Here is a 16,628-nt window from a genome sequence, read left to right on the forward strand (position 1 = left end):
TGGGGATTCCTCAGCCCCGTGGGAGAGGGCCGGGGTGAGGGCGCCAGACGGTGACAATCTCACTCCTCTAACGACCGTAAATGGTCATCCTTCCTGAGCGTCATCAGCGCGAAAATACTCACCACCGCCGTTGCCATCACGTAATAGGCCGGAATGTCCAGGTTGCCCGTCTGCTTAATCAGCCCGGTAATGATTAACCCCGCACAGCCCGAAAAAATCGCGTTCGATAACGAATAGGCCAGCCCCAGTCCCGTATAGCGTACGCGCGTCGGGAACATCTCAGACAACATCGCCGGGCCTGGCCCCGCCAGCATGCCCACCAGACCGCCCGCAATCAGCACCACAATCGCTTTGACCGCCATCGTACTGGATTCCGCCTGCAGAATTTTCAGCAGCGGCAGGGCGAGGATCAGCAGGAGCACGGTGGCGATAATCATCACCGTTCGCCGCCCGATCCTGTCGCTCAGCATTCCCGACGGAATGATGGTGAGCGCAAACCCAATGTTAGAAATCACCGCTATCAGCAGCGCCTGATTAAACCCGGTGTGCAGCGCAGACTGCAGATAGGTCGGCATGATCACGAGGTAGGTATACCCCGCCGCGGACCAGACCATCACGCGGCCAATGCCCATCAGGATGGTTTTGAGCGTGGCGGAAGTACTGGCCTGAGCAATGACCGCTTTTTCCTTCTGCTGCACAAAGCTCGGCGTCTCTTCCATGCTCACCCGCAGCCATAGCGCGACCGCGCCCATCGGCAGGGCAAGGAAGAAAGGAATGCGCCAGCCCCAGTCGTGCAGGGCTTCAGGCGTGAGGAGGGCAGAGAGCAGCGCGACAATACCTGCGCCCGCTAACAGCCCGAGCGCCACGGTAAGGGACTGCCACGCGCCGTACAGACCGCGCTTGCCGCGCGGGGCGAACTCCGTCATCAGTGAGACCGCACCGCCGTACTCGCCGCCCGCGAACAGGCCCTGCAGGATGCGCAGCAGCGTAACGATCAGCGGTGCAGCAATGCCGATGCTGGCGTAGACGGGCACGATGCCGATGGCCGTGGTGGCGAGCGTCATTAGCACCAGCACAATAATCAGCGTCGGTTTTCGGCCTATCCTGTCACCAATGCGGCCAAATACCACCGCACCCAGCGGACGGAAGAAGAAGGCAATGGCAAACGAGGCCCAGGTGAGGATCAGACTGGTCAGTCCCGCCTCTCCCTCAAGCTGGAAGAAGTTCTTCGCAATCACGGTCGCCAGAAAACCGTAGACCGCAAACTCATACCACTCGATAAAGTTACCAATGGAGCCTGCAATTAATGCACGCTTGTGCGCGTCCTGTTGCATAACGATCCTCACAAAGACGGGTTAAGAATAAATTATTCAACATAAGCGAAGTAATGAAATAGTTTATTCTTATGTTCTGTGAGCTATTTCACGAATGATATCAGCGGGATCGCCATCGTGTGACCTCACTCCCATGCAGCGTTCATACGGTCTGTCCATACTTACCTTCATTGCCACTGAAGGAGGGAGACAGCATGCACTGGCAGACCCATACCGTTTTTAATCAACCAGCCCCACTCTCTAACAGCAACCTTTTCCTCTCTGACTGCGCCCTGCGCGACGCGGTTGCGCGCGAGGGTGCCGAGTGGGATATGGATCTTCTTGCCAGCATTGGACAGCAGTTAGGCACGGCGGAGTCGCTGGAGCTGGGCAGACTGGCGAACGTGAATCCGCCGGAGCTATTACGCTACGACCCCACGGGAGAGCGGCTGGATGACGTTCGCTTTCATCCGGCATGGCACCTGCTGATGCAGGGGCTCTGCGCTAACCGGGTACATAATCTGGCATGGGAGGAAGAGGCACGAAAAGGTTCTTTCGTCGCCAGGGCCGCGCGCTTCGTTCTCCATGCTCAGGTAGAAGCGGGGACGTTATGCCCGGTGACCATGACCTTCGCCGCCACGCCGCTGTTGCAGCAGTCGCTGCCCAAACCGTTTCATGAATGGTTAACGCCGCTGATGAGCGACCGTTACGATCCCCATCTCGCGCCGGGTGGGCAAAAGCGCGGCCTGCTGATCGGCATGGGAATGACGGAAAAGCAGGGCGGCTCGGACGTGCTCAGCAACACCACCAGAGCGGAAAAATGCAGCGACGGCAGCTACCGTCTGGTGGGCCACAAGTGGTTTTTCTCCGTGCCGCAGAGCGATGCGCATCTGGTGCTGGCGCAGGCGAAAGGCGGTTTGTCCTGCTTCTTTGTCCCGCGTTTCTTACCCGACGGACAGCGCAACGCCGTACGGCTGGAACGTCTGAAAGACAAGCTCGGCAACCGCTCGAACGCCAGCAGCGAGGCGGAGTTCCTCGATGCCTCCGGCTGGCTGCTGGGTGAAGAGGGAGAAGGCGTGCGGCAAATCCTGAAGATGGGCGGGCTGACGCGCTTCGACTGTGCGCTGGGCAGCCACGGGCTAATGCGCCGGGCGCTTTCCGTGGCGCTGTACCACGCCCATCAGCGTCAGACCTTCGGCAAAAATCTTATCGATCAGCCGCTAATGCGTGAAGTGCTGAGCCGTATGGCGCTGGTGCTGGAGGGGCATACGGCGCTGTTGTTCCGTCTGGCCCGGGCGTGGGATAACCGCACCGACCCGCAGGAGGCCGCCTGGGCGCGGCTTTTTACCCCGGCCGCAAAATTCAGCGTGTGCAAAGCGGGCATTCCGTTCGTGGCGGAGGCGATGGAGGCACTCGGCGGCGTCGGGTACTGCGAGGAGAATGAACTTCCACGCCTGTATCGCGAGATGCCGGTGAACAGCATCTGGGAAGGATCGGGCAATATCATGTGCCTGGACGTGCTGCGGGTGCTGGCGAAGCAGCCAGGTATCCACGACCTGCTTGCCGACGAGTTTGCCCAGGTCAAAGGACAGGACAGACACTTTGACCGCAGCTGGCGGCAGCTTCAGCAAAAGCTGCGTAAACCGCAGGAGGCGCAGGGGAGGGAGATCGCTCAGCAGCTCTTTTTGCTGGGGGCCAGCAGCCAGATGCTGCGGCACGCATCGCCGCCCGTGGCGCAGGCGTGGTGCCGCATGATGCTGGATACCCGTGGCGGTACGCTCATGAATGAGCAGGTGCAAAGCGATCTGCTGCTGCGCGCCACGGGCAGGGTTGGCTAGCGTTTAAGCTGGAACAGGCTGACCAGTTGGGTAAGGTGTGACCCTTTCTCGCGCAGCGTGCGTGCGGTTTGCTCGCTGCGTGAGATGCGATCGGCATTGATATGCGACGCTTCGCCAATGTGGGTCATGGCAAGATTGACCTGGCCGATCCCCGCGGACTGCTCGCGTGACGCGTGGTTAATCTCCTTTACCAGCTGGCTGATGTTGTCGATATGAACGATGATGGAATCCATCGCCAGACGCGTCTGTTCAGACAGCGCGTGGCCTTCGCCCACTTTTCGCAGGGTATCGCCAATCAGATGTTCAATCTCCTTCACCGCGTTGGCGCTTCGACCTGCCAGGGCGCGAACTTCCTGCGCGACCACGGCAAAACCTTTTCCGTGCTCGCCTGCGCGTGCCGCTTCTACCGCCGCATTCAGCGCCAGAATATTAGTCTGGAACGCGATGGACTCGATCACGCGGGTGATGTCTTCGATACGTTTTGACGCTTCGCGAATGTCGTCCATGGTGGCAACCGCATGGGTCACCGTTTCACCACCCTGGTGAACCGCGCGCGAGGTTTCACCTACCAACTGCTGCGTTTGCTCCATGTTGGCGGCATTTTGCTGCACGGTCGCGGCCAGTTGCTCCATGCTGGCGGAGGTCTCTTCAACGCTGCTGGCCTGCTTGTTGATCTGCTCGGAGATGTCTCCGGTATCGGAGGCCAGCGCATTGGTGCCCAGATGGATCTCGCCCGCGGCCTCGCGGACCTGCAGGACAATTTTTTGTAGCCCATCACCGATACCGTTAATGGCTTCAACCAGCTGGCCAACCTCATCCTGGCGGGTCACGGGCAGGCTGGAGCGTAAATCGCCCGCGGCATACTGGCGGGCAAGGTCAATCACGTTACGCAGCGGACGGGTCAGCATCCGGCGAATAAGCATCACAAACAGGCCCGCGAAGAGGACGGACAACGCTACGCCGGCCAGCAGGAAACGGTCGCGCATGGCGTTAACGCTTGAGAGCAGGACTGATTTATCCACTTCACCGACGATGGTCCAGTTCCAGCCGGGCAGCGGCGTATAGGCCATTTTCAGCGTGCGACCGTCGTCGCTTACGCGTTCCAGCGTGCCTGAGGAATCGCTCAACAGCTGCTGTTGGGTGGCGCTATCCCACTTCGGCAGTTTTCCCTCTTCGCTGGCGTGGAACAGATACTGACCGCGCGTTTTGCCGTTGCTGCGGTCCAGCACGAAGAAGTGCCCGCTCTCGCCCAGGCGGCGGTTGAGGATTTTCTCGCGCATGACATTCCAGGAGTGAGTGATATCCACCCCAACGAAGATGATCCCGATAACCTGACCTTCACTGTTCTTCACGGGCTGGTACTGGGTTATGTAGCGCTTGCCAAACAGGAGCGCCAGGCCGCGGTATACCTCGCCTTTCGAGACGGAGGCAAACGCCGGGCTGCTCGTGTCCAGAACCGTCCCCATAGCGCGATCGCCGTTCTCTTTGCGCAGGGAGGTGGCAACGCGAATGAAGTCGTTACCGCTGCGAACAAACAGCGTTGAGATCGCTCCCGTACGGCTCAGAAAATCATCAGAAAACGTTGTGTTTTCATGGAGTTCAGCGTCGCCCCCTTTCAGCAGGGGAACGGCGAGCCCGTTTATGGTCCGGGTCTGCTGAGTATCGACGCTAAACGGCTGAGGCAGAAATGTCGTAAACAGTCTGGTGTAGCTTTCGACTTCTTCGCTCAGGCTGGTATTAAACATCTGCACCATGTCGACCATACCGGTGGACTGATTATGCAGATCTTCGACCGCGAGGGCTTCAAGCTGCTGGCTGGCTTTTTGGCTGAGCAGGAAAGTGAAAAGCAGAAACAGTGTGGCGACACTGACGCCCGTCAGCAGCGACAGCTTTGTTCCAAGGCCCGCACGGCGGAAAACATTGATCATAAATTGCTCATCATTGAAAAGGTATGGTTCTTCAACGGCAGAGCGGAGATTACGTTTACTGAATTAATGTAACAAAATGTTATTCTATTGTTTTAGAGTAGTTTTAAATTAGATAAAAAATTTGCAAAAACGAAAAGCCACTAAAAATAAGTGGCTTTTATCAGGAAGGATTTATACGTAGAGAATGGCCTGTACCCGCCACTGGTCGATATGGTTATCTTCCTGCATCTGGATGATGCGATACCATGACGCGCCCTGTTCATCGGCCTTTAATGCCACGATACGTTCAACGTCTTGCGGGCTCCCCGGAATGTTATTGACGGAGATCTGGCCTATTTCATTCAGACCTGTTACGCAATCCGCACTGGCGAATTCTGCTGACTGCGCGGTGGTGCTCACCAGGCCTGCAGAGAGCAACAGAGAGGTCAAAGCAAGAGTTCGTTTCATCGTCAGCTCCATTTCACATATTTCCGGTATCCGCCGGGCAATCCTTCGCGAATAAACTCCCATTCCTTGTCGCTGGCATGGAGTTTATTGTGGACAGGAAAATGTCTATGGACGCAAAGCAGTGTAAATGTCGTTCAAAGGTAAACCATTATTTCCGGTACAAAATGGCTTGTGAATACCACTGTCCCGTTATGATGGTTTCGTCGATCATAATAATGACGTAATAATCTGCCTTGGCAGCGACGGCTTGTGCCTTTATTGCGTCTTCTGCATCATCCGGCGAACCGCGAACGAGCGCGGAGACGGTGCCCATTCGCTGTAATCCTTCCGTCTGATTACGACGAATCTCCTGCGGATGATCGGCAACCGGGGGAGCGGGTTGCGGTGTACCCTGCAGTGCGCTACAGCCGCTGAGCAGAAACACCAGCAATAAAGCAGCAAACCTGTGCATAACCATATCTCGTTTCCTGTTAGCCATAGTGTAGTTGTCTGCGAATTTAGTTTTGGGGGAATGTTCCCGAAGTGTTATCTGGGGCGTAATTTTCAAATGAAAATAGCGTCAAACCGTAATCCAGTTCTCAACATTATGAATCATTCATTCGTACAGGGTCGACAATGATTGAAATTGAAATACGCCATCTCGGCGACCATGAAATTTTACACGCTGTGCCGGCAGGGAAACGTGATAAATCGCTGCCTGTTGTGGTTTTTTATCATGGGTTTACCTCATCGAAACTGGTTTACAGTTATTTTGCAGTGGCGCTGGCTCAGGCGGGTTTTCGCGTGGTAATGCCGGATGCGCCTGACCACGGTGCGCGCTTTACGGGCAATGAGCGCGCGCGACTGGGGAAGTTCTGGCACATTCTGCACGGCAGCCTGACCGAGTTTGCCGGGTTGCGCGATGCGCTCTATGAGGCAGGGCTGGTGGCCGATAATCGGCTGGCGGTGGCCGGGGCGTCGATGGGCGGCATGACGGCGCTGGGGATTATGACGCATCATCCTGACGTGCGATCTGTCGCCTGTCTGATGGGCTCGGGCTATTTTACCTCGCTGGCGAAGACGCTTTTCCCCTCTCAGGATTTAACGGAAATTACGCCGATGCTGGCAGAGTGGGAAGTGACCCGGGCATTGCCGCGCCTGGCCGATCGCCCGCTGCTGCTATGGCACGGTGATGCGGACGATGTTGTCCCGCCCGATGGAACCTTCCGCCTGCAGCAGGCGTTAAAGAATGAAGGACTGGACGCTAATCTGACCTGTTTGTGGGAATCAGGCGTCCGCCACCGCATCACGCCAGCGGCGCTGGACGCCACGGTGGCGTTTTTCCGCAAGCATCTTTAAACGCGCAGGACTTTCACCCCTTGATCTTCCAGCTTCTGCAGGATCTCGGGGTTCGCCCCTTTGCCGGTGATCACCATGTCGATCTGTTCTGCGCGGCTGAACAGCATGCCTGCGCGTTCACCGACTTTGCTGCTGTCGACCAGCACAACGAGCTTGCCCACCACGTTGAGCATGTTTTGTTCCGCCATCGCGGTCAGCATATCGGTTTTATACAGGCCGTCAGCGGTCAGGCCTTTGCCGCTGGTAAACATCCAGTGCCCGGCGTAGAGACTGTTTTCGCTGTCCTGCGGGCTGAGCGTGATGGACTGGCTTTTGTTGTACTGGCCGCCCATGATCACCACGCTTTCATGTTCCTGATCGATCAGGTAGTTAGCCAGCGGCAAATAGTTGGTAATGATTTGCACCGGCTTGCCGCACATTTCACGGCCCAGCAAAAACGCCGTGGAGCCGCAGTTGATGACGACGCTCTCACCGGGGTTCACCAGCTGTGATGCCGCTCTGGCAATCCGTACTTTTTCATCGTGATTCTGCGCCTGATGAATATTCATCGGCGACCAGCGTGGACGCTGCTGGCTGATGGCTTCTGCGCCGTTGCGGACTTTTTTCAGCTTGCCGCTCTCATCCAGCTTGTTGATGTCTCGCCGCGCGGTGGCGGGGGAGATCCCTAAACGTTCGATCACTTTCTCGACGGTGATAAACCCTGTTTGCGCCAGGAGTTCCAGTAAAATTTGATGCCGTTGCGCTTCCGTCATGAGCTATTCCGATAAGAATTGATTTGAAAAGATGATATTTGAAATAGCATGAAATTACTAAAATAAATATGAAATCGCCAGACACAGGGTCTGGCGATGTGGCCTCACAATCAGAGGAAGGATTTGAACGGGAGATCTGGCTCAATGGTGAAGCAATCATCGAAGCCGCGCGGGTAGTGATACTCAAGATTGTCTTTGTCCAGCGGCCAGGTGAACTTGCCGCCTACCTGCCAGATAAAGGGCTTGAAGCCGTACTTCAGGCGGTCTTTTTTCATCTCCCACAGCACGCGGATTTCCTGCGGGTCGGCCTGGAAGTTTGACCAGATATCGTGGTGGAACGGGATCACTACTTTGGTGTTGAGCGCTTCCGCCATGCGCAGCATATCGGCGCTGGTCATTTTGTCCGTAATACCGCGCGGGTTTTCTCCGTACGAGCCCAGCGCCACGTCAATCTGATGTTCGTTGCCGTGCTTCGCGTAATAGTTAGAGTAGTGGGAATCACCGCTGTGATACAGGGAGCCCCCCGGCGTCTTGAACAGGTAATTCACCGCACGCTCGTCCATGCCGTCTGGCAGTACGCCAGCAGCCTTCTGGTCGGCCGGCAGGGTAATCAGCGCGGTACGGTCAAAGGCATCCAGCGCGTGGATTTCAATGTCTTTAATTTTCACCACGTCGCCAGGCTTCATCACGATGCAGCGCTCTTTAGGCACGCCCCAGCCAATCCAGAGATCTACGCAGGTTTGCGGCCCGATAAACGGTACGTCATCCGCGCAGTTTTGCATCACCGCTGCCGCCACGTTCACGTCGATATGGTCGTTGTGATCGTGAGTAGAAAGCACGGCATCGATCTGGCGAATGGCAAAAGGATCAAGCACAAACGGCGTGGTGCGCAGGTTCGGCTGGAGCTTTTCCACGCCGGCCATACGCTGCATCTGGTGGCCTTTTTTCATCAGCGGGTTACCGTGGCTCTGTTTGCCGGTGCCGCACCAGAAATCGACGCAGATATTGGCGCCGCCTTCAGATTTCAGCCAGATACCGGTGCAGCCCAGCCACCACATTGCAAACGTGCCAGGAGCAACCTGTTCCTGCTCGATCTCTTCGTTCAGCCAGCTACCCCACTCCGGAAAGGTGCTCATAATCCATGACTCACGGGTAATGGTTTTCACTTTACTCATCGTTTTGACTCCTGGTTTAATCAAAAGTAATCACATGGTGATTCGTTATGATTAATGCTGGCACTATTTGACGTGCTTTGCAATGGTCAAAATGCGGAATTTTATCTGCGCGACTTCACGGACTCTCCACTCTTTACTTGTTAGATTATCCTGCATTAAACATTAATTTCATGAATTATAAGGATTAATTTATTTTTGTGGTGCGGTAGTGAAAATCATTACTAACAGCATGGAAATAAATTGCGTGATGCGTCACAAATAATCAAATGCAATCTTGTGGTGATTATTTGTGATTAATAGAGTGATGGCACCAACCGCACAGGGATTGCCCCTCGTGTTCTCATTTCTGGAGAGAGTTATGGAGATCCTCTACAACGTCTTTACCGTTTTCTTTAATCAGGTAATGACCAACGCCCCGCTGTTGCTGGGTATCGTGACGTGCCTGGGGTACATCCTGCTGCGCAAAAGCGTCAGCGTGATTATTAAAGGCACCATCAAAACCATTATCGGTTTCATGCTGTTGCAGGCGGGGTCAGGCATTCTGACCAGCACGTTTAAGCCGGTCGTCGCCAAAATGTCGGAAGTGTATGGCATCAACGGCGCTATCTCTGATACCTACGCCTCAATGATGGCGACCATCGATCGCATGGGTGATGCCTATAGCTGGGTGGGGTATGCGGTGCTGCTCGCGCTGGCGCTGAACATCATTTACGTGCTCCTGCGCCGCATTACCGGCATTCGCACCATCATGCTCACCGGGCACATCATGTTCCAGCAGGCGGGGCTGATCGCGGTTTCTCTCTATATCTTCGGTTACCCAATGTGGACCACGATTATTTGCACCGCGGTGCTGGTCTCGCTCTACTGGGGTATCACCTCCAACATGATGTACAAGCCAACGCAGATCGTGACCGACGGCTGTGGCTTCTCCATCGGTCACCAGCAGCAGTTTGCCGCCTGGATTGCCTATAAAGTTGCGCCGTACCTGGGCAAAAAAGAGGAGAGTGTCGAAGACCTCAAACTGCCTGGCTGGTTGAATATCTTCCACGACAACATCGTCTCAACGGCGATTGTGATGACCCTCTTTTTCGGCGCCATTCTGCTCTCTTTCGGCATTGACGTCGTGCAGGCGATGGCGGGTAAAACCCACTGGACGGTCTATATCCTGCAGACCGGTTTCTCCTTCGCGGTAGCGATTTTCATCATCACTCAGGGCGTGCGTATGTTCGTCGCCGAGCTGTCGGAAGCCTTTAACGGCATCTCTCAGCGCCTGATCCCTGGTGCGGTACTGGCGATTGACTGTGCGGCTATCTATAGCTTTGCGCCAAACGCCGTCGTTTGGGGCTTTATGTGGGGCACCATCGGCCAGCTGATTGCGGTGGGCATCCTGGTGGGCTGCGGCTCCTCAATCCTGATCATTCCTGGCTTTATCCCGATGTTCTTCTCCAACGCCACCATTGGTGTGTTTGCTAACCACTTCGGCGGCTGGCGCGCGGCGCTCAAGATCTGCCTGGTGATGGGCATGGTGGAAATCTTCGGTTGCGTGTGGGCGGTCAAGCTCACCGGTATGAGCGCCTGGATGGGCATGGCGGACTGGTCAATTCTGGCACCGCCGATGATGCAGGGCTTTGCCTCCGTCGGTCTGGCCTTTATGGCCGTCATCATCCTGATTGCTCTGGCTTATATGTTCTTCGCTGGCCGTTCGCTGCGAGCTGAAGAAGATGCGGAAAAACAAACAGCAGAAGTGTCTGCTCATTAAGGAGTTTCGATTATGACCGTACGTATCCTGGCTGTGTGTGGCAATGGGCAAGGTAGCTCCATGATCATGAAGATGAAAGTGGACCAGTTTTTGACCCAGTCAAACATCGACCACACGGTGAACAGCTGCGCAGTGGGTGAATACAAAAGTGAACTGAACGGCGCGGACATTATCATCGCTTCAACTCATATTGCCGGTGAGATTAGCGTGTCGGGCAACAAATATGTGGTAGGCGTGCGCAACATGCTGTCGCCTGCGGATTTCGGGCCAAAACTGCTGGAAGTGATCAAAGAACACTTCCCACAAGACGTGAAGTAAGGACGCCACATGAAACTACGTGATTCGCTGGCAGAGAATAACGCCATCCTTTTACAGGCCGACGCCAGCACCTGGCAGGAAGCGGTGAAGCTGAGTGTGGATCTGCTGGTTAAGGCGGACGTTGTCGAGCCGCGCTATTACCAGGCCATTCTGGATGGCGTGGCGCAGCACGGCCCCTATTTCGTGATTGCGCCGGGCCTGGCCATGCCGCACGGCCGCCCGGAAGAGGGCGTCAAGAAAACCGGTTTTGCGCTGGTGACCCTGAAAACGCCGCTGGTGTTCAACCACGAAGATAACGACCCGGTCGATATTCTCATCACCATGGCGGCCGTTGATGCCAACACCCACCAGGAGGTGGGCATCATGCAGATCGTCAACCTGTTTGATGACGAAGCCAATTTTGACCGTTTACGCGCCTGCCGCACCGCGCAGGAAGTGCTGGATTTAATTGATAACGCCACTGCGGCGGCCGTTTAAGAGGAATTGAACATGTCATTACCAATGTTGCAAGTTGCGCTGGATAACCAGACGCTGTCTCACGCTTACGAAACCACCCGCCTGATTGCGGAAGAGGTGGATATCATCGAAGTGGGGACCATTCTGTGCGTGGGCGAAGGCGTGCGCGCCGTTCGTGACCTGAAAGCGCTCTATCCGAACAAAATCGTGCTGGCGGATGCCAAGATTGCTGACGCAGGCAAAATCCTTTCCCGCATGTGCTTTGAAGCCAACGCCGACTGGGTCACCGTGATCTGCTGTGCGGATATCAACACCGCCAAAGGCGCGCTGGACGTGGCAAAAGAGTTTAACGGCGACGTGCAGATTGAACTGACCGGCTTCTGGACCTGGGAGCAGGCGCAGGAGTGGCGCGATGCGGGCATCCAGCAGGTGGTTTATCACCGCAGCCGCGATGCGCAAGCCGCAGGCGTGGCGTGGGGCGAAGCGGATATCAGCGCGATTAAGCGTCTGGCGGATATGGGCTTCAAAGTCACCGTCACCGGTGGCCTGGCGCTGGAAGATCTGCCGCTGTTCCAGGGCATCCCTATTCACGTCTTTATCGCTGGCCGCAGCATTCGCGACGCGGCATCTCCGGTGGAAGCGGCGCGTCAGTTCAAACGCTCAATCGCTCAGCTTTGGGGTTAAGGAGCGGGTATGTTGTCAAAACAGGTCCCGCTTGGCATCTATGAAAAGGCACTCCCTGCGGGGGAGTGCTGGCTGGAGCGGTTACGGCTGGCAAAACAGCTGGGTTTCGATTTTGTCGAAATGTCCGTGGATGAGACGGATGTGCGCCTTTCTCGCCTGGACTGGAGCCGCGAGCAGCGCCTGGCGCTGGTGGGCGCCATTGCCGAAACCGGCGTGCGCGTGCCGTCCATGTGTCTGAGCGCCCACCGCCGTTTTCCGCTCGGCAGTGAAGACGATGCCGTGCGCGCTGAAGGGCTGGAGATCATGCGCAAAGCCATTCGTTTTGCGCAGGATGTCGGCATCCGCGTGATCCAGCTGGCGGGTTACGACGTCTACTATCAGGAAGCCAACGACGAAACGCGCCGTCGTTTCCGTGACGGCCTGAAAGAGAGCGTTGAGATGGCAAGCCGCGCGCAGGTCACGCTGGCGATGGAGATCATGGACTACCCGTTGATGAACTCCATCAGCAAGGCGCTGGGCTATGCGCACTATCTGAATAACCCCTGGTTCCAGCTTTATCCGGATATCGGCAATCTGTCGGCCTGGGATAACGACGTGCAGATGGAGCTGCAGGCGGGCATCGGGCATATCGTGGCGGTGCACGTCAAAGATACCCGCCCTGGCGTGTTTAAAAACGTACCGTTCGGCACCGGGGTGGTGGATTTCGAACGGTGCTTCGAGACGCTCAAACAGACAGGGTATTGCGGGCCTTATCTGATTGAGATGTGGAGCGAAACGTCAGACGATCCGGCTGCGGAAGTGGCAAAAGCGCGGGACTGGGTGCGCGAGCGTATGGCGCGCGCGGGGTTAATGGAGGCTGAACATGCTTAAGCTGAAACAGCAGGTCTTTGAGGCCAATATGGATCTGCCGCGCTATGGCCTGGTAACGTTCACCTGGGGCAACGTGAGCGCCATCGACCGAGAACAAGGTCTGGTTGTGATCAAGCCGAGCGGCGTGGCGTATGAAACCATGAAAGCGGACGATATGGTTGTGGTCGACCTCGAAGGAAACGTCGTTGAGGGCAAATGGCGTCCTTCTTCTGATACGGCGACCCATCTGGCGCTGTACCAGCGTTATCCATCGCTGGGTGGCGTTGTGCATACCCACTCCACGCACGCCACCGCCTGGGCACAGGCGGGGTTGCCCATCCCGGCGCTGGGCACGACGCATGCAGACTACTTCTTCGGCGACATTCCCTGCACGCGGGCATTATCGCAGGCTGAAGTAGAAGGGGAGTACGAACGCAACACCGGCAAGGTGATTATTGAAACGCTGGGTGAAACTGAACCGCTGCATACGCCGGGGATTGTGGTGTATCAGCACGGTCCCTTCGCCTGGGGAAAAGATGCCCACGACGCCGTTCATAATGCGGTTGTCATGGAGGAAGTGGCGCGCATGGCGTGGATTGCCCGCGGCATCAACCCACAGCTTCAGGACATTGACGATTACCTGATGAACAAGCATTTCATGCGCAAGCACGGCCCGAATGCCTACTACGGGCAGAAGTGAATAAGTGCTCTGGAATACCGAAAACAGTTGTAACCGGTGGTATTCCGGAGCCATTCATAAAAAAAAGCCCCCGGACAGGGGGCAACGTCAACTATGGCTATGTTCTCGTTGTTGGCTTTCCTGGTGCTAGCGTTAAGGGTTACCGGTAGATATCTGCACTGGCGTGCATATTGCCGTTGCTGCCGGGCTCACGGGTTAACATCACGTGGTAATAGGTTGCGCCCTGGGCATCGGTCTCTTCATTTAGTGCCCGATCTGCTTCGCTTTCAGTGGCGAAATTATGATTGATATAGATTACGCCCAAGCTGTGCACATCATCCATGTTTCTGGCCTGCCGGCCGTCTATTTTGATGGCTGCCATCGCGTTTGCACTGAGCAAAAGCGCCGCCATTATGGCTACTGCGATTTTTTTCATGATATGCGCTCCACGACTGCGTGCTGTGTGAGGGAAATACTCCTTCTTTAATTCAGTTGATCTCTGATTAAAGTGTAATCATTCCTCCGGCGGGGATGCGTGACCATTTCTGATGCAGTTGTTCAAAAAAACAACGCTTCCTGATGCGATTAATTTTAAATCACCCACTTAGACCAGCTTTACGCTTTGTGCGAATTATTTGTGCAATCAGCTTGAGTTTCCTGGGGGGGGCAAGTATTATGACGCGTCAATTTTTCAGCCGACCTTTAACACGTTCCTTGCCTCCCCGGGCCTCGGCTGACCCAGACAGGAGGCTGAATAATCCGTAAGGAGCAATTCGATGCGTCATTACGAAATCGTTTTTATGGTCCATCCTGACCAGAGCGAACAGGTTCCGGGTATGATCGAGCGTTACTCTGCTGCCATCACTGGTGCAGAAGGTACGATCCACCGTCTGGAAGACTGGGGCCGCCGTCAGCTGGCTTACCCGATCAACAAACTGCACAAAGCACACTACGTTCTGATGAACGTTGAAGCGCCGCAGGAAGTGATCGATGAGCTGGAAACTACCTTCCGCTTCAACGATGCCGTTATCCGCAGCATGGTTATGCGTACCAAAAACGCAGTTACCGAAGCATCTCCGATGGTTAAAGCGAAAGACGAGCGCCGTGAGCGTCGCGATGATTTCGCAAACGAAACCGCAGATGATTCTGATGCTGGGGATTCTGAAGAGTAATTTCTGATGACCAACCGTCTGGCGTTGTCCGGCATCGTATGCAGGGCTCCCCTTCGAAAGGTCAGTCCATCAGGAATTCCGCATTGCCAGTTCGTGCTTGAGCATCGTTCTGTGCAAGAGGAAGCCGGGTTTCACCGGCAGGCGTGGTGCCAAATGCCCGTTATTATTAGCGGACACGAAAACCAGGCCATTACTCACAGTTTAACGGTCGGTAGCGCAGTAATCGTTCAGGGGTTCATCTCTTGCCACAAGGCAAAGAACGGCCTGAGCAAAATGGTTCTGCATGCCGAGCAGATTGATTTGATAGATACTGGAGACTAGCCATATGGCACGTTATTTCCGTCGTCGCAAGTTCTGCCGTTTCACCGCGGAAGGCGTTCAAGAGATCGACTATAAAGATATCGCAACGCTGAAAAACTACATCACCGAAAGCGGTAAGATTGTCCCAAGCCGTATCACCGGTACTCGTGCAAAATATCAGCGTCAGCTGGCTCGCGCTATCAAACGCGCTCGCTACCTGTCCCTGCTGCCGTACACTGATCGTCATCAGTAATCGGGCACGGTCCATTAATACGACTTTAAGAGGATAAGGTAATGCAAGTTATTCTGCTTGATAAAGTAGCAAACCTGGGCAGCCTGGGTGATCAGGTTAACGTTAAAGCGGGCTACGCTCGTAACTTCCTGGTTCCACAGGGTAAAGCTGTTCCAGCTACTAAGAAAAACGTAGAGTTTTTCGAAGCACGTCGCGCTGAACTGGAAGCCAAACTGGCTGACGTTCTGGCGGCTGCTAACGCTCGCGCTGAAGCAATCAACGCACTGGGCACTGTTACCATCGCTTCCAAAGCTGGCGACGAAGGTAAACTGTTCGGTTCCATCGGTACCCGCGATATCGCTGATGCAGTTACTGCAGCAGGCGTTAAAGTGGCTAAGAGCGAAGTTCGCATGCCGAACGGCGTTCTGCGTACCACTGGTGAGCACGAAGTTGACTTCCAGGTTCACAGCGAAGTGTTCGCTAAACTGGTTGTTAACGTTGTAGCTGAGTAATTTTTTACTCTGCTCGCGTCGAAACGCCGGCCTTGTGCCGGCGTTTTGCTATTTAAAGCTACCGGAAATTCTCTTTTTATCTCGTATGGTAGCTATTCCTGACGCATTCTCTGATAATAAATTGAAACGCAATTTTATTTATGAGATTTGTCATGGATACCGCTCTGCCCACGCCCGTCTTTGCCCGTCGACATGTGGCCTACGCCTGCGCCACGCTCTGCTGCCTGCTTTGGGGGAGCTCGTACCCGGCCATTAAAAATGGCTACGAACTCTTTCAGATCGCGACCGATGATATTCCGTCCAAAGTCGTTTTTGCCGGATACCGTTTTCTGTTTGCCGGTGCCTTGCTGCTGCTGTTTGCGCTGGCCCAGCGCAAACCGATTGGCAGGCTCACGCCCGCGCAGTTTGGCCAGCTCACGATCCTCGGGCTGACCCAGACCACCATTCAGTACACATTCTTCTATATAGGACTGGCCTACACGACGGGGGTAAACGGCTCAATCATGAACGCCACCGGGACTTTCTTCAGCGTACTGCTGGCGCATTGTATCTACCACAATGACAAACTCAGCTATAACAAAACGCTGGGCTGTATTCTTGGGTTTGCCGGGGTGATGCTGGTGAACTTTCACAGTGGGTTAAGCGATTTCCAGTTTATCTGGAAAGGCGACGGTTTTGTGGTGCTGGCGGCTTTTATTCTCTCTGCCGCCACGCTTTACGGGAAACGTATTTCCCAGACCGTCGACCCAACGGTGATGACCGGCTGGCAGCTGGCGATAGGCGGGGCTGCGCTGGTTGCGGGAGGTTATGCCACGGGCGGAACGCTGGAAGTGCACAGCATGGAGGCCGTTGCGGTGCTGGGGTATCTGACGCTGC

At 55.4% G+C, this 16,628-nt stretch carries 20 protein-coding genes; 13 read left to right on the forward strand and 7 right to left on the reverse strand.

Annotated elements, in window-relative coordinates; all coding sequences use genetic code 11:
• Window positions 1-59: 59 nt before the first annotated feature.
• Window positions 60-1,334: an MFS transporter gene (locus INF73_RS20360; protein WP_193541736.1), complete on the reverse strand. Its 1,275-nt coding sequence runs from the start codon at window positions 1,332-1,334 to the stop codon at window positions 60-62.
• A 194-nt stretch (window positions 1,335-1,528) separates the two neighbouring features.
• On the opposite strand from INF73_RS20360, the gene INF73_RS20365 reads away from it, so the two are divergent.
• Window positions 1,529-3,151 carry an isovaleryl-CoA dehydrogenase gene (locus tag INF73_RS20365; protein WP_193541734.1) on the forward strand — a complete coding sequence of 541 codons (1,623 nt, stop codon included), beginning with the start codon at window positions 1,529-1,531 and terminating at the stop codon, window positions 3,149-3,151.
• Here INF73_RS20365 and INF73_RS20370 read toward each other — a convergent pair.
• From INF73_RS20370 to bsmA, 3 genes are all read right to left on the reverse strand, one after another.
• Window positions 3,148-5,079 (reverse strand): methyl-accepting chemotaxis protein, encoded by a 1,932-nt coding sequence (locus INF73_RS20370; protein ID WP_193541732.1) that lies wholly within the window; start codon window positions 5,077-5,079, stop codon window positions 3,148-3,150. The two genes, INF73_RS20365 and INF73_RS20370, sit on opposite strands and share 4 nt — an antisense overlap.
• Window positions 5,080-5,250: 171 nt before the next feature.
• Window positions 5,251-5,538: a DUF1471 family protease activator YjfN gene (gene yjfN / locus INF73_RS20375; RefSeq protein ID WP_032644956.1), complete on the reverse strand. Its 288-nt coding sequence runs from the start codon at window positions 5,536-5,538 to the stop codon at window positions 5,251-5,253.
• 136 nt (window positions 5,539-5,674) lie between these two features.
• Window positions 5,675-6,004, reverse strand: coding sequence for a biofilm peroxide resistance protein BsmA (bsmA, locus tag INF73_RS20380; RefSeq protein WP_028015263.1), 330 nt, complete (start codon window positions 6,002-6,004; stop codon window positions 5,675-5,677).
• Window positions 6,005-6,141: 137 nt separating this feature from the next.
• Between bsmA and yjfP the strand changes: the two genes are divergently transcribed.
• Window positions 6,142-6,864: an esterase gene (gene yjfP, locus INF73_RS20385; RefSeq protein ID WP_193541730.1), complete on the forward strand. Its 723-nt coding sequence runs from the start codon at window positions 6,142-6,144 to the stop codon at window positions 6,862-6,864.
• On the opposite strand, the gene ulaR is transcribed toward yjfP, so the two are convergent.
• Together ulaR and ulaG are read right to left on the reverse strand one after the other, a co-directional pair.
• On the reverse strand, window positions 6,861-7,616 hold the full coding sequence (gene ulaR / locus INF73_RS20390) for an HTH-type transcriptional regulator UlaR (protein WP_024907324.1): 756 nt from the start codon (window positions 7,614-7,616) through the stop codon (window positions 6,861-6,863). The genes yjfP and ulaR overlap by 4 nt on opposite strands.
• Window positions 7,617-7,726: 110 nt before the next feature.
• On the reverse strand, window positions 7,727-8,791 hold the full coding sequence (gene ulaG / locus INF73_RS20395) for an L-ascorbate 6-phosphate lactonase (RefSeq protein WP_193541728.1): 1,065 nt from the start codon (window positions 8,789-8,791) through the stop codon (window positions 7,727-7,729).
• 358 nt (window positions 8,792-9,149) lie between these two features.
• On the opposite strand from ulaG, the gene ulaA reads away from it, so the two are divergent.
• Genes ulaA through INF73_RS20425 form a run of 6 tightly spaced genes read left to right on the forward strand, consistent with a single transcriptional unit; the run spans window position 9,150 to window position 13,557 of the window.
• Window positions 9,150-10,550, forward strand: coding sequence for a PTS ascorbate transporter subunit IIC (gene ulaA / locus INF73_RS20400; RefSeq protein ID WP_028015265.1), 1,401 nt, complete (start codon window positions 9,150-9,152; stop codon window positions 10,548-10,550).
• A 12-nt stretch (window positions 10,551-10,562) separates the two neighbouring features.
• Complete coding sequence (gene ulaB / locus INF73_RS20405) at window positions 10,563-10,868, forward strand: PTS ascorbate transporter subunit IIB (protein WP_003856022.1); 306 nt, start codon at window positions 10,563-10,565, stop codon at window positions 10,866-10,868.
• Between the two features lie 9 nt (window positions 10,869-10,877).
• Window positions 10,878-11,345: a PTS ascorbate transporter subunit IIA gene (ulaC, locus tag INF73_RS20410; protein ID WP_045259633.1), complete on the forward strand. Its 468-nt coding sequence runs from the start codon at window positions 10,878-10,880 to the stop codon at window positions 11,343-11,345.
• A 12-nt stretch (window positions 11,346-11,357) separates the two neighbouring features.
• A complete protein-coding gene (ulaD, locus tag INF73_RS20415; protein WP_193030083.1) occupies window positions 11,358-12,008 on the forward strand; it encodes a 3-keto-L-gulonate-6-phosphate decarboxylase UlaD in 651 nt (216 codons plus the stop codon).
• A gap of 9 nt (window positions 12,009-12,017) precedes the next feature.
• A complete protein-coding gene (locus tag INF73_RS20420) occupies window positions 12,018-12,878 on the forward strand; it encodes an L-ribulose-5-phosphate 3-epimerase (RefSeq protein ID WP_193541726.1) in 861 nt (286 codons plus the stop codon).
• Window positions 12,871-13,557: an L-ribulose-5-phosphate 4-epimerase gene (locus INF73_RS20425; RefSeq protein WP_193541724.1), complete on the forward strand. Its 687-nt coding sequence runs from the start codon at window positions 12,871-12,873 to the stop codon at window positions 13,555-13,557. Before INF73_RS20420 ends, INF73_RS20425 begins: the two co-directional genes overlap by 8 nt.
• A 139-nt stretch (window positions 13,558-13,696) precedes the next feature.
• On the opposite strand, the gene yjfY is transcribed toward INF73_RS20425, so the two are convergent.
• Window positions 13,697-13,972 (reverse strand): DUF1471 family protein YjfY, encoded by a 276-nt coding sequence (gene yjfY, locus INF73_RS20430; protein WP_041911476.1) that lies wholly within the window; start codon window positions 13,970-13,972, stop codon window positions 13,697-13,699.
• Window positions 13,973-14,312: 340 nt separating this feature from the next.
• Between yjfY and rpsF the strand changes: the two genes are divergently transcribed.
• The 5 genes from rpsF to INF73_RS20455 all read left to right on the forward strand — a co-directional run.
• A complete protein-coding gene (gene rpsF / locus INF73_RS20435; protein WP_014068637.1) occupies window positions 14,313-14,708 on the forward strand; it encodes a 30S ribosomal protein S6 in 396 nt (131 codons plus the stop codon).
• Window positions 14,709-14,714: 6 nt separating this feature from the next.
• A complete protein-coding gene (gene priB / locus INF73_RS20440; protein ID WP_028015270.1) occupies window positions 14,715-15,029 on the forward strand; it encodes a primosomal replication protein N in 315 nt (104 codons plus the stop codon).
• A 4-nt stretch (window positions 15,030-15,033) separates the two neighbouring features.
• Entirely contained in the window at window positions 15,034-15,261 is a 228-nt protein-coding gene (rpsR, locus tag INF73_RS20445) for a 30S ribosomal protein S18 (protein WP_000135199.1), read from the forward strand.
• A 41-nt stretch (window positions 15,262-15,302) separates the two neighbouring features.
• Window positions 15,303-15,752 carry a 50S ribosomal protein L9 gene (gene rplI, locus INF73_RS20450; protein WP_006810372.1) on the forward strand — a complete coding sequence of 150 codons (450 nt, stop codon included), beginning with the start codon at window positions 15,303-15,305 and terminating at the stop codon, window positions 15,750-15,752.
• 152 nt (window positions 15,753-15,904) lie between these two features.
• The coding region (locus INF73_RS20455) for a DMT family transporter (RefSeq protein ID WP_227414410.1) at window positions 15,905-16,628 on the forward strand (724 nt) is incomplete at its 3' end.

It is taken from the genome of Enterobacter cloacae complex sp. P6RS (genome assembly GCF_014982245.1).
Taxonomy (GTDB): domain Bacteria; phylum Pseudomonadota; class Gammaproteobacteria; order Enterobacterales; family Enterobacteriaceae; genus Enterobacter; species Enterobacter bugandensis.

Coding starts and splice junctions, on each gene's coding strand:
- INF73_RS20360 (WP_193541736.1), bottom strand. CDS start 1,334: ATGCAACAGGACGCGCACAAGCGTGCATTAATTGCAGGCTCCATTGGT.
- INF73_RS20365 (WP_193541734.1), top strand. CDS start 1,529: ATGCACTGGCAGACCCATACCGTTTTTAATCAACCAGCCCCACTCTCT.
- INF73_RS20370 (WP_193541732.1), bottom strand. CDS start 5,079: ATGATCAATGTTTTCCGCCGTGCGGGCCTTGGAACAAAGCTGTCGCTG.
- yjfN (WP_032644956.1), bottom strand. CDS start 5,538: ATGGAGCTGACGATGAAACGAACTCTTGCTTTGACCTCTCTGTTGCTC.
- bsmA (WP_028015263.1), bottom strand. CDS start 6,004: ATGGCTAACAGGAAACGAGATATGGTTATGCACAGGTTTGCTGCTTTA.
- yjfP (WP_193541730.1), top strand. CDS start 6,142: ATGATTGAAATTGAAATACGCCATCTCGGCGACCATGAAATTTTACAC.
- ulaR (WP_024907324.1), bottom strand. CDS start 7,616: ATGACGGAAGCGCAACGGCATCAAATTTTACTGGAACTCCTGGCGCAA.
- ulaG (WP_193541728.1), bottom strand. CDS start 8,791: ATGAGTAAAGTGAAAACCATTACCCGTGAGTCATGGATTATGAGCACC.
- ulaA (WP_028015265.1), top strand. CDS start 9,150: ATGGAGATCCTCTACAACGTCTTTACCGTTTTCTTTAATCAGGTAATG.
- ulaB (WP_003856022.1), top strand. CDS start 10,563: ATGACCGTACGTATCCTGGCTGTGTGTGGCAATGGGCAAGGTAGCTCC.
- ulaC (WP_045259633.1), top strand. CDS start 10,878: ATGAAACTACGTGATTCGCTGGCAGAGAATAACGCCATCCTTTTACAG.
- ulaD (WP_193030083.1), top strand. CDS start 11,358: ATGTCATTACCAATGTTGCAAGTTGCGCTGGATAACCAGACGCTGTCT.
- INF73_RS20420 (WP_193541726.1), top strand. CDS start 12,018: ATGTTGTCAAAACAGGTCCCGCTTGGCATCTATGAAAAGGCACTCCCT.
- INF73_RS20425 (WP_193541724.1), top strand. CDS start 12,871: ATGCTTAAGCTGAAACAGCAGGTCTTTGAGGCCAATATGGATCTGCCG.
- yjfY (WP_041911476.1), bottom strand. CDS start 13,972: ATGAAAAAAATCGCAGTAGCCATAATGGCGGCGCTTTTGCTCAGTGCA.
- rpsF (WP_014068637.1), top strand. CDS start 14,313: ATGCGTCATTACGAAATCGTTTTTATGGTCCATCCTGACCAGAGCGAA.
- priB (WP_028015270.1), top strand. CDS start 14,715: ATGACCAACCGTCTGGCGTTGTCCGGCATCGTATGCAGGGCTCCCCTT.
- rpsR (WP_000135199.1), top strand. CDS start 15,034: ATGGCACGTTATTTCCGTCGTCGCAAGTTCTGCCGTTTCACCGCGGAA.
- rplI (WP_006810372.1), top strand. CDS start 15,303: ATGCAAGTTATTCTGCTTGATAAAGTAGCAAACCTGGGCAGCCTGGGT.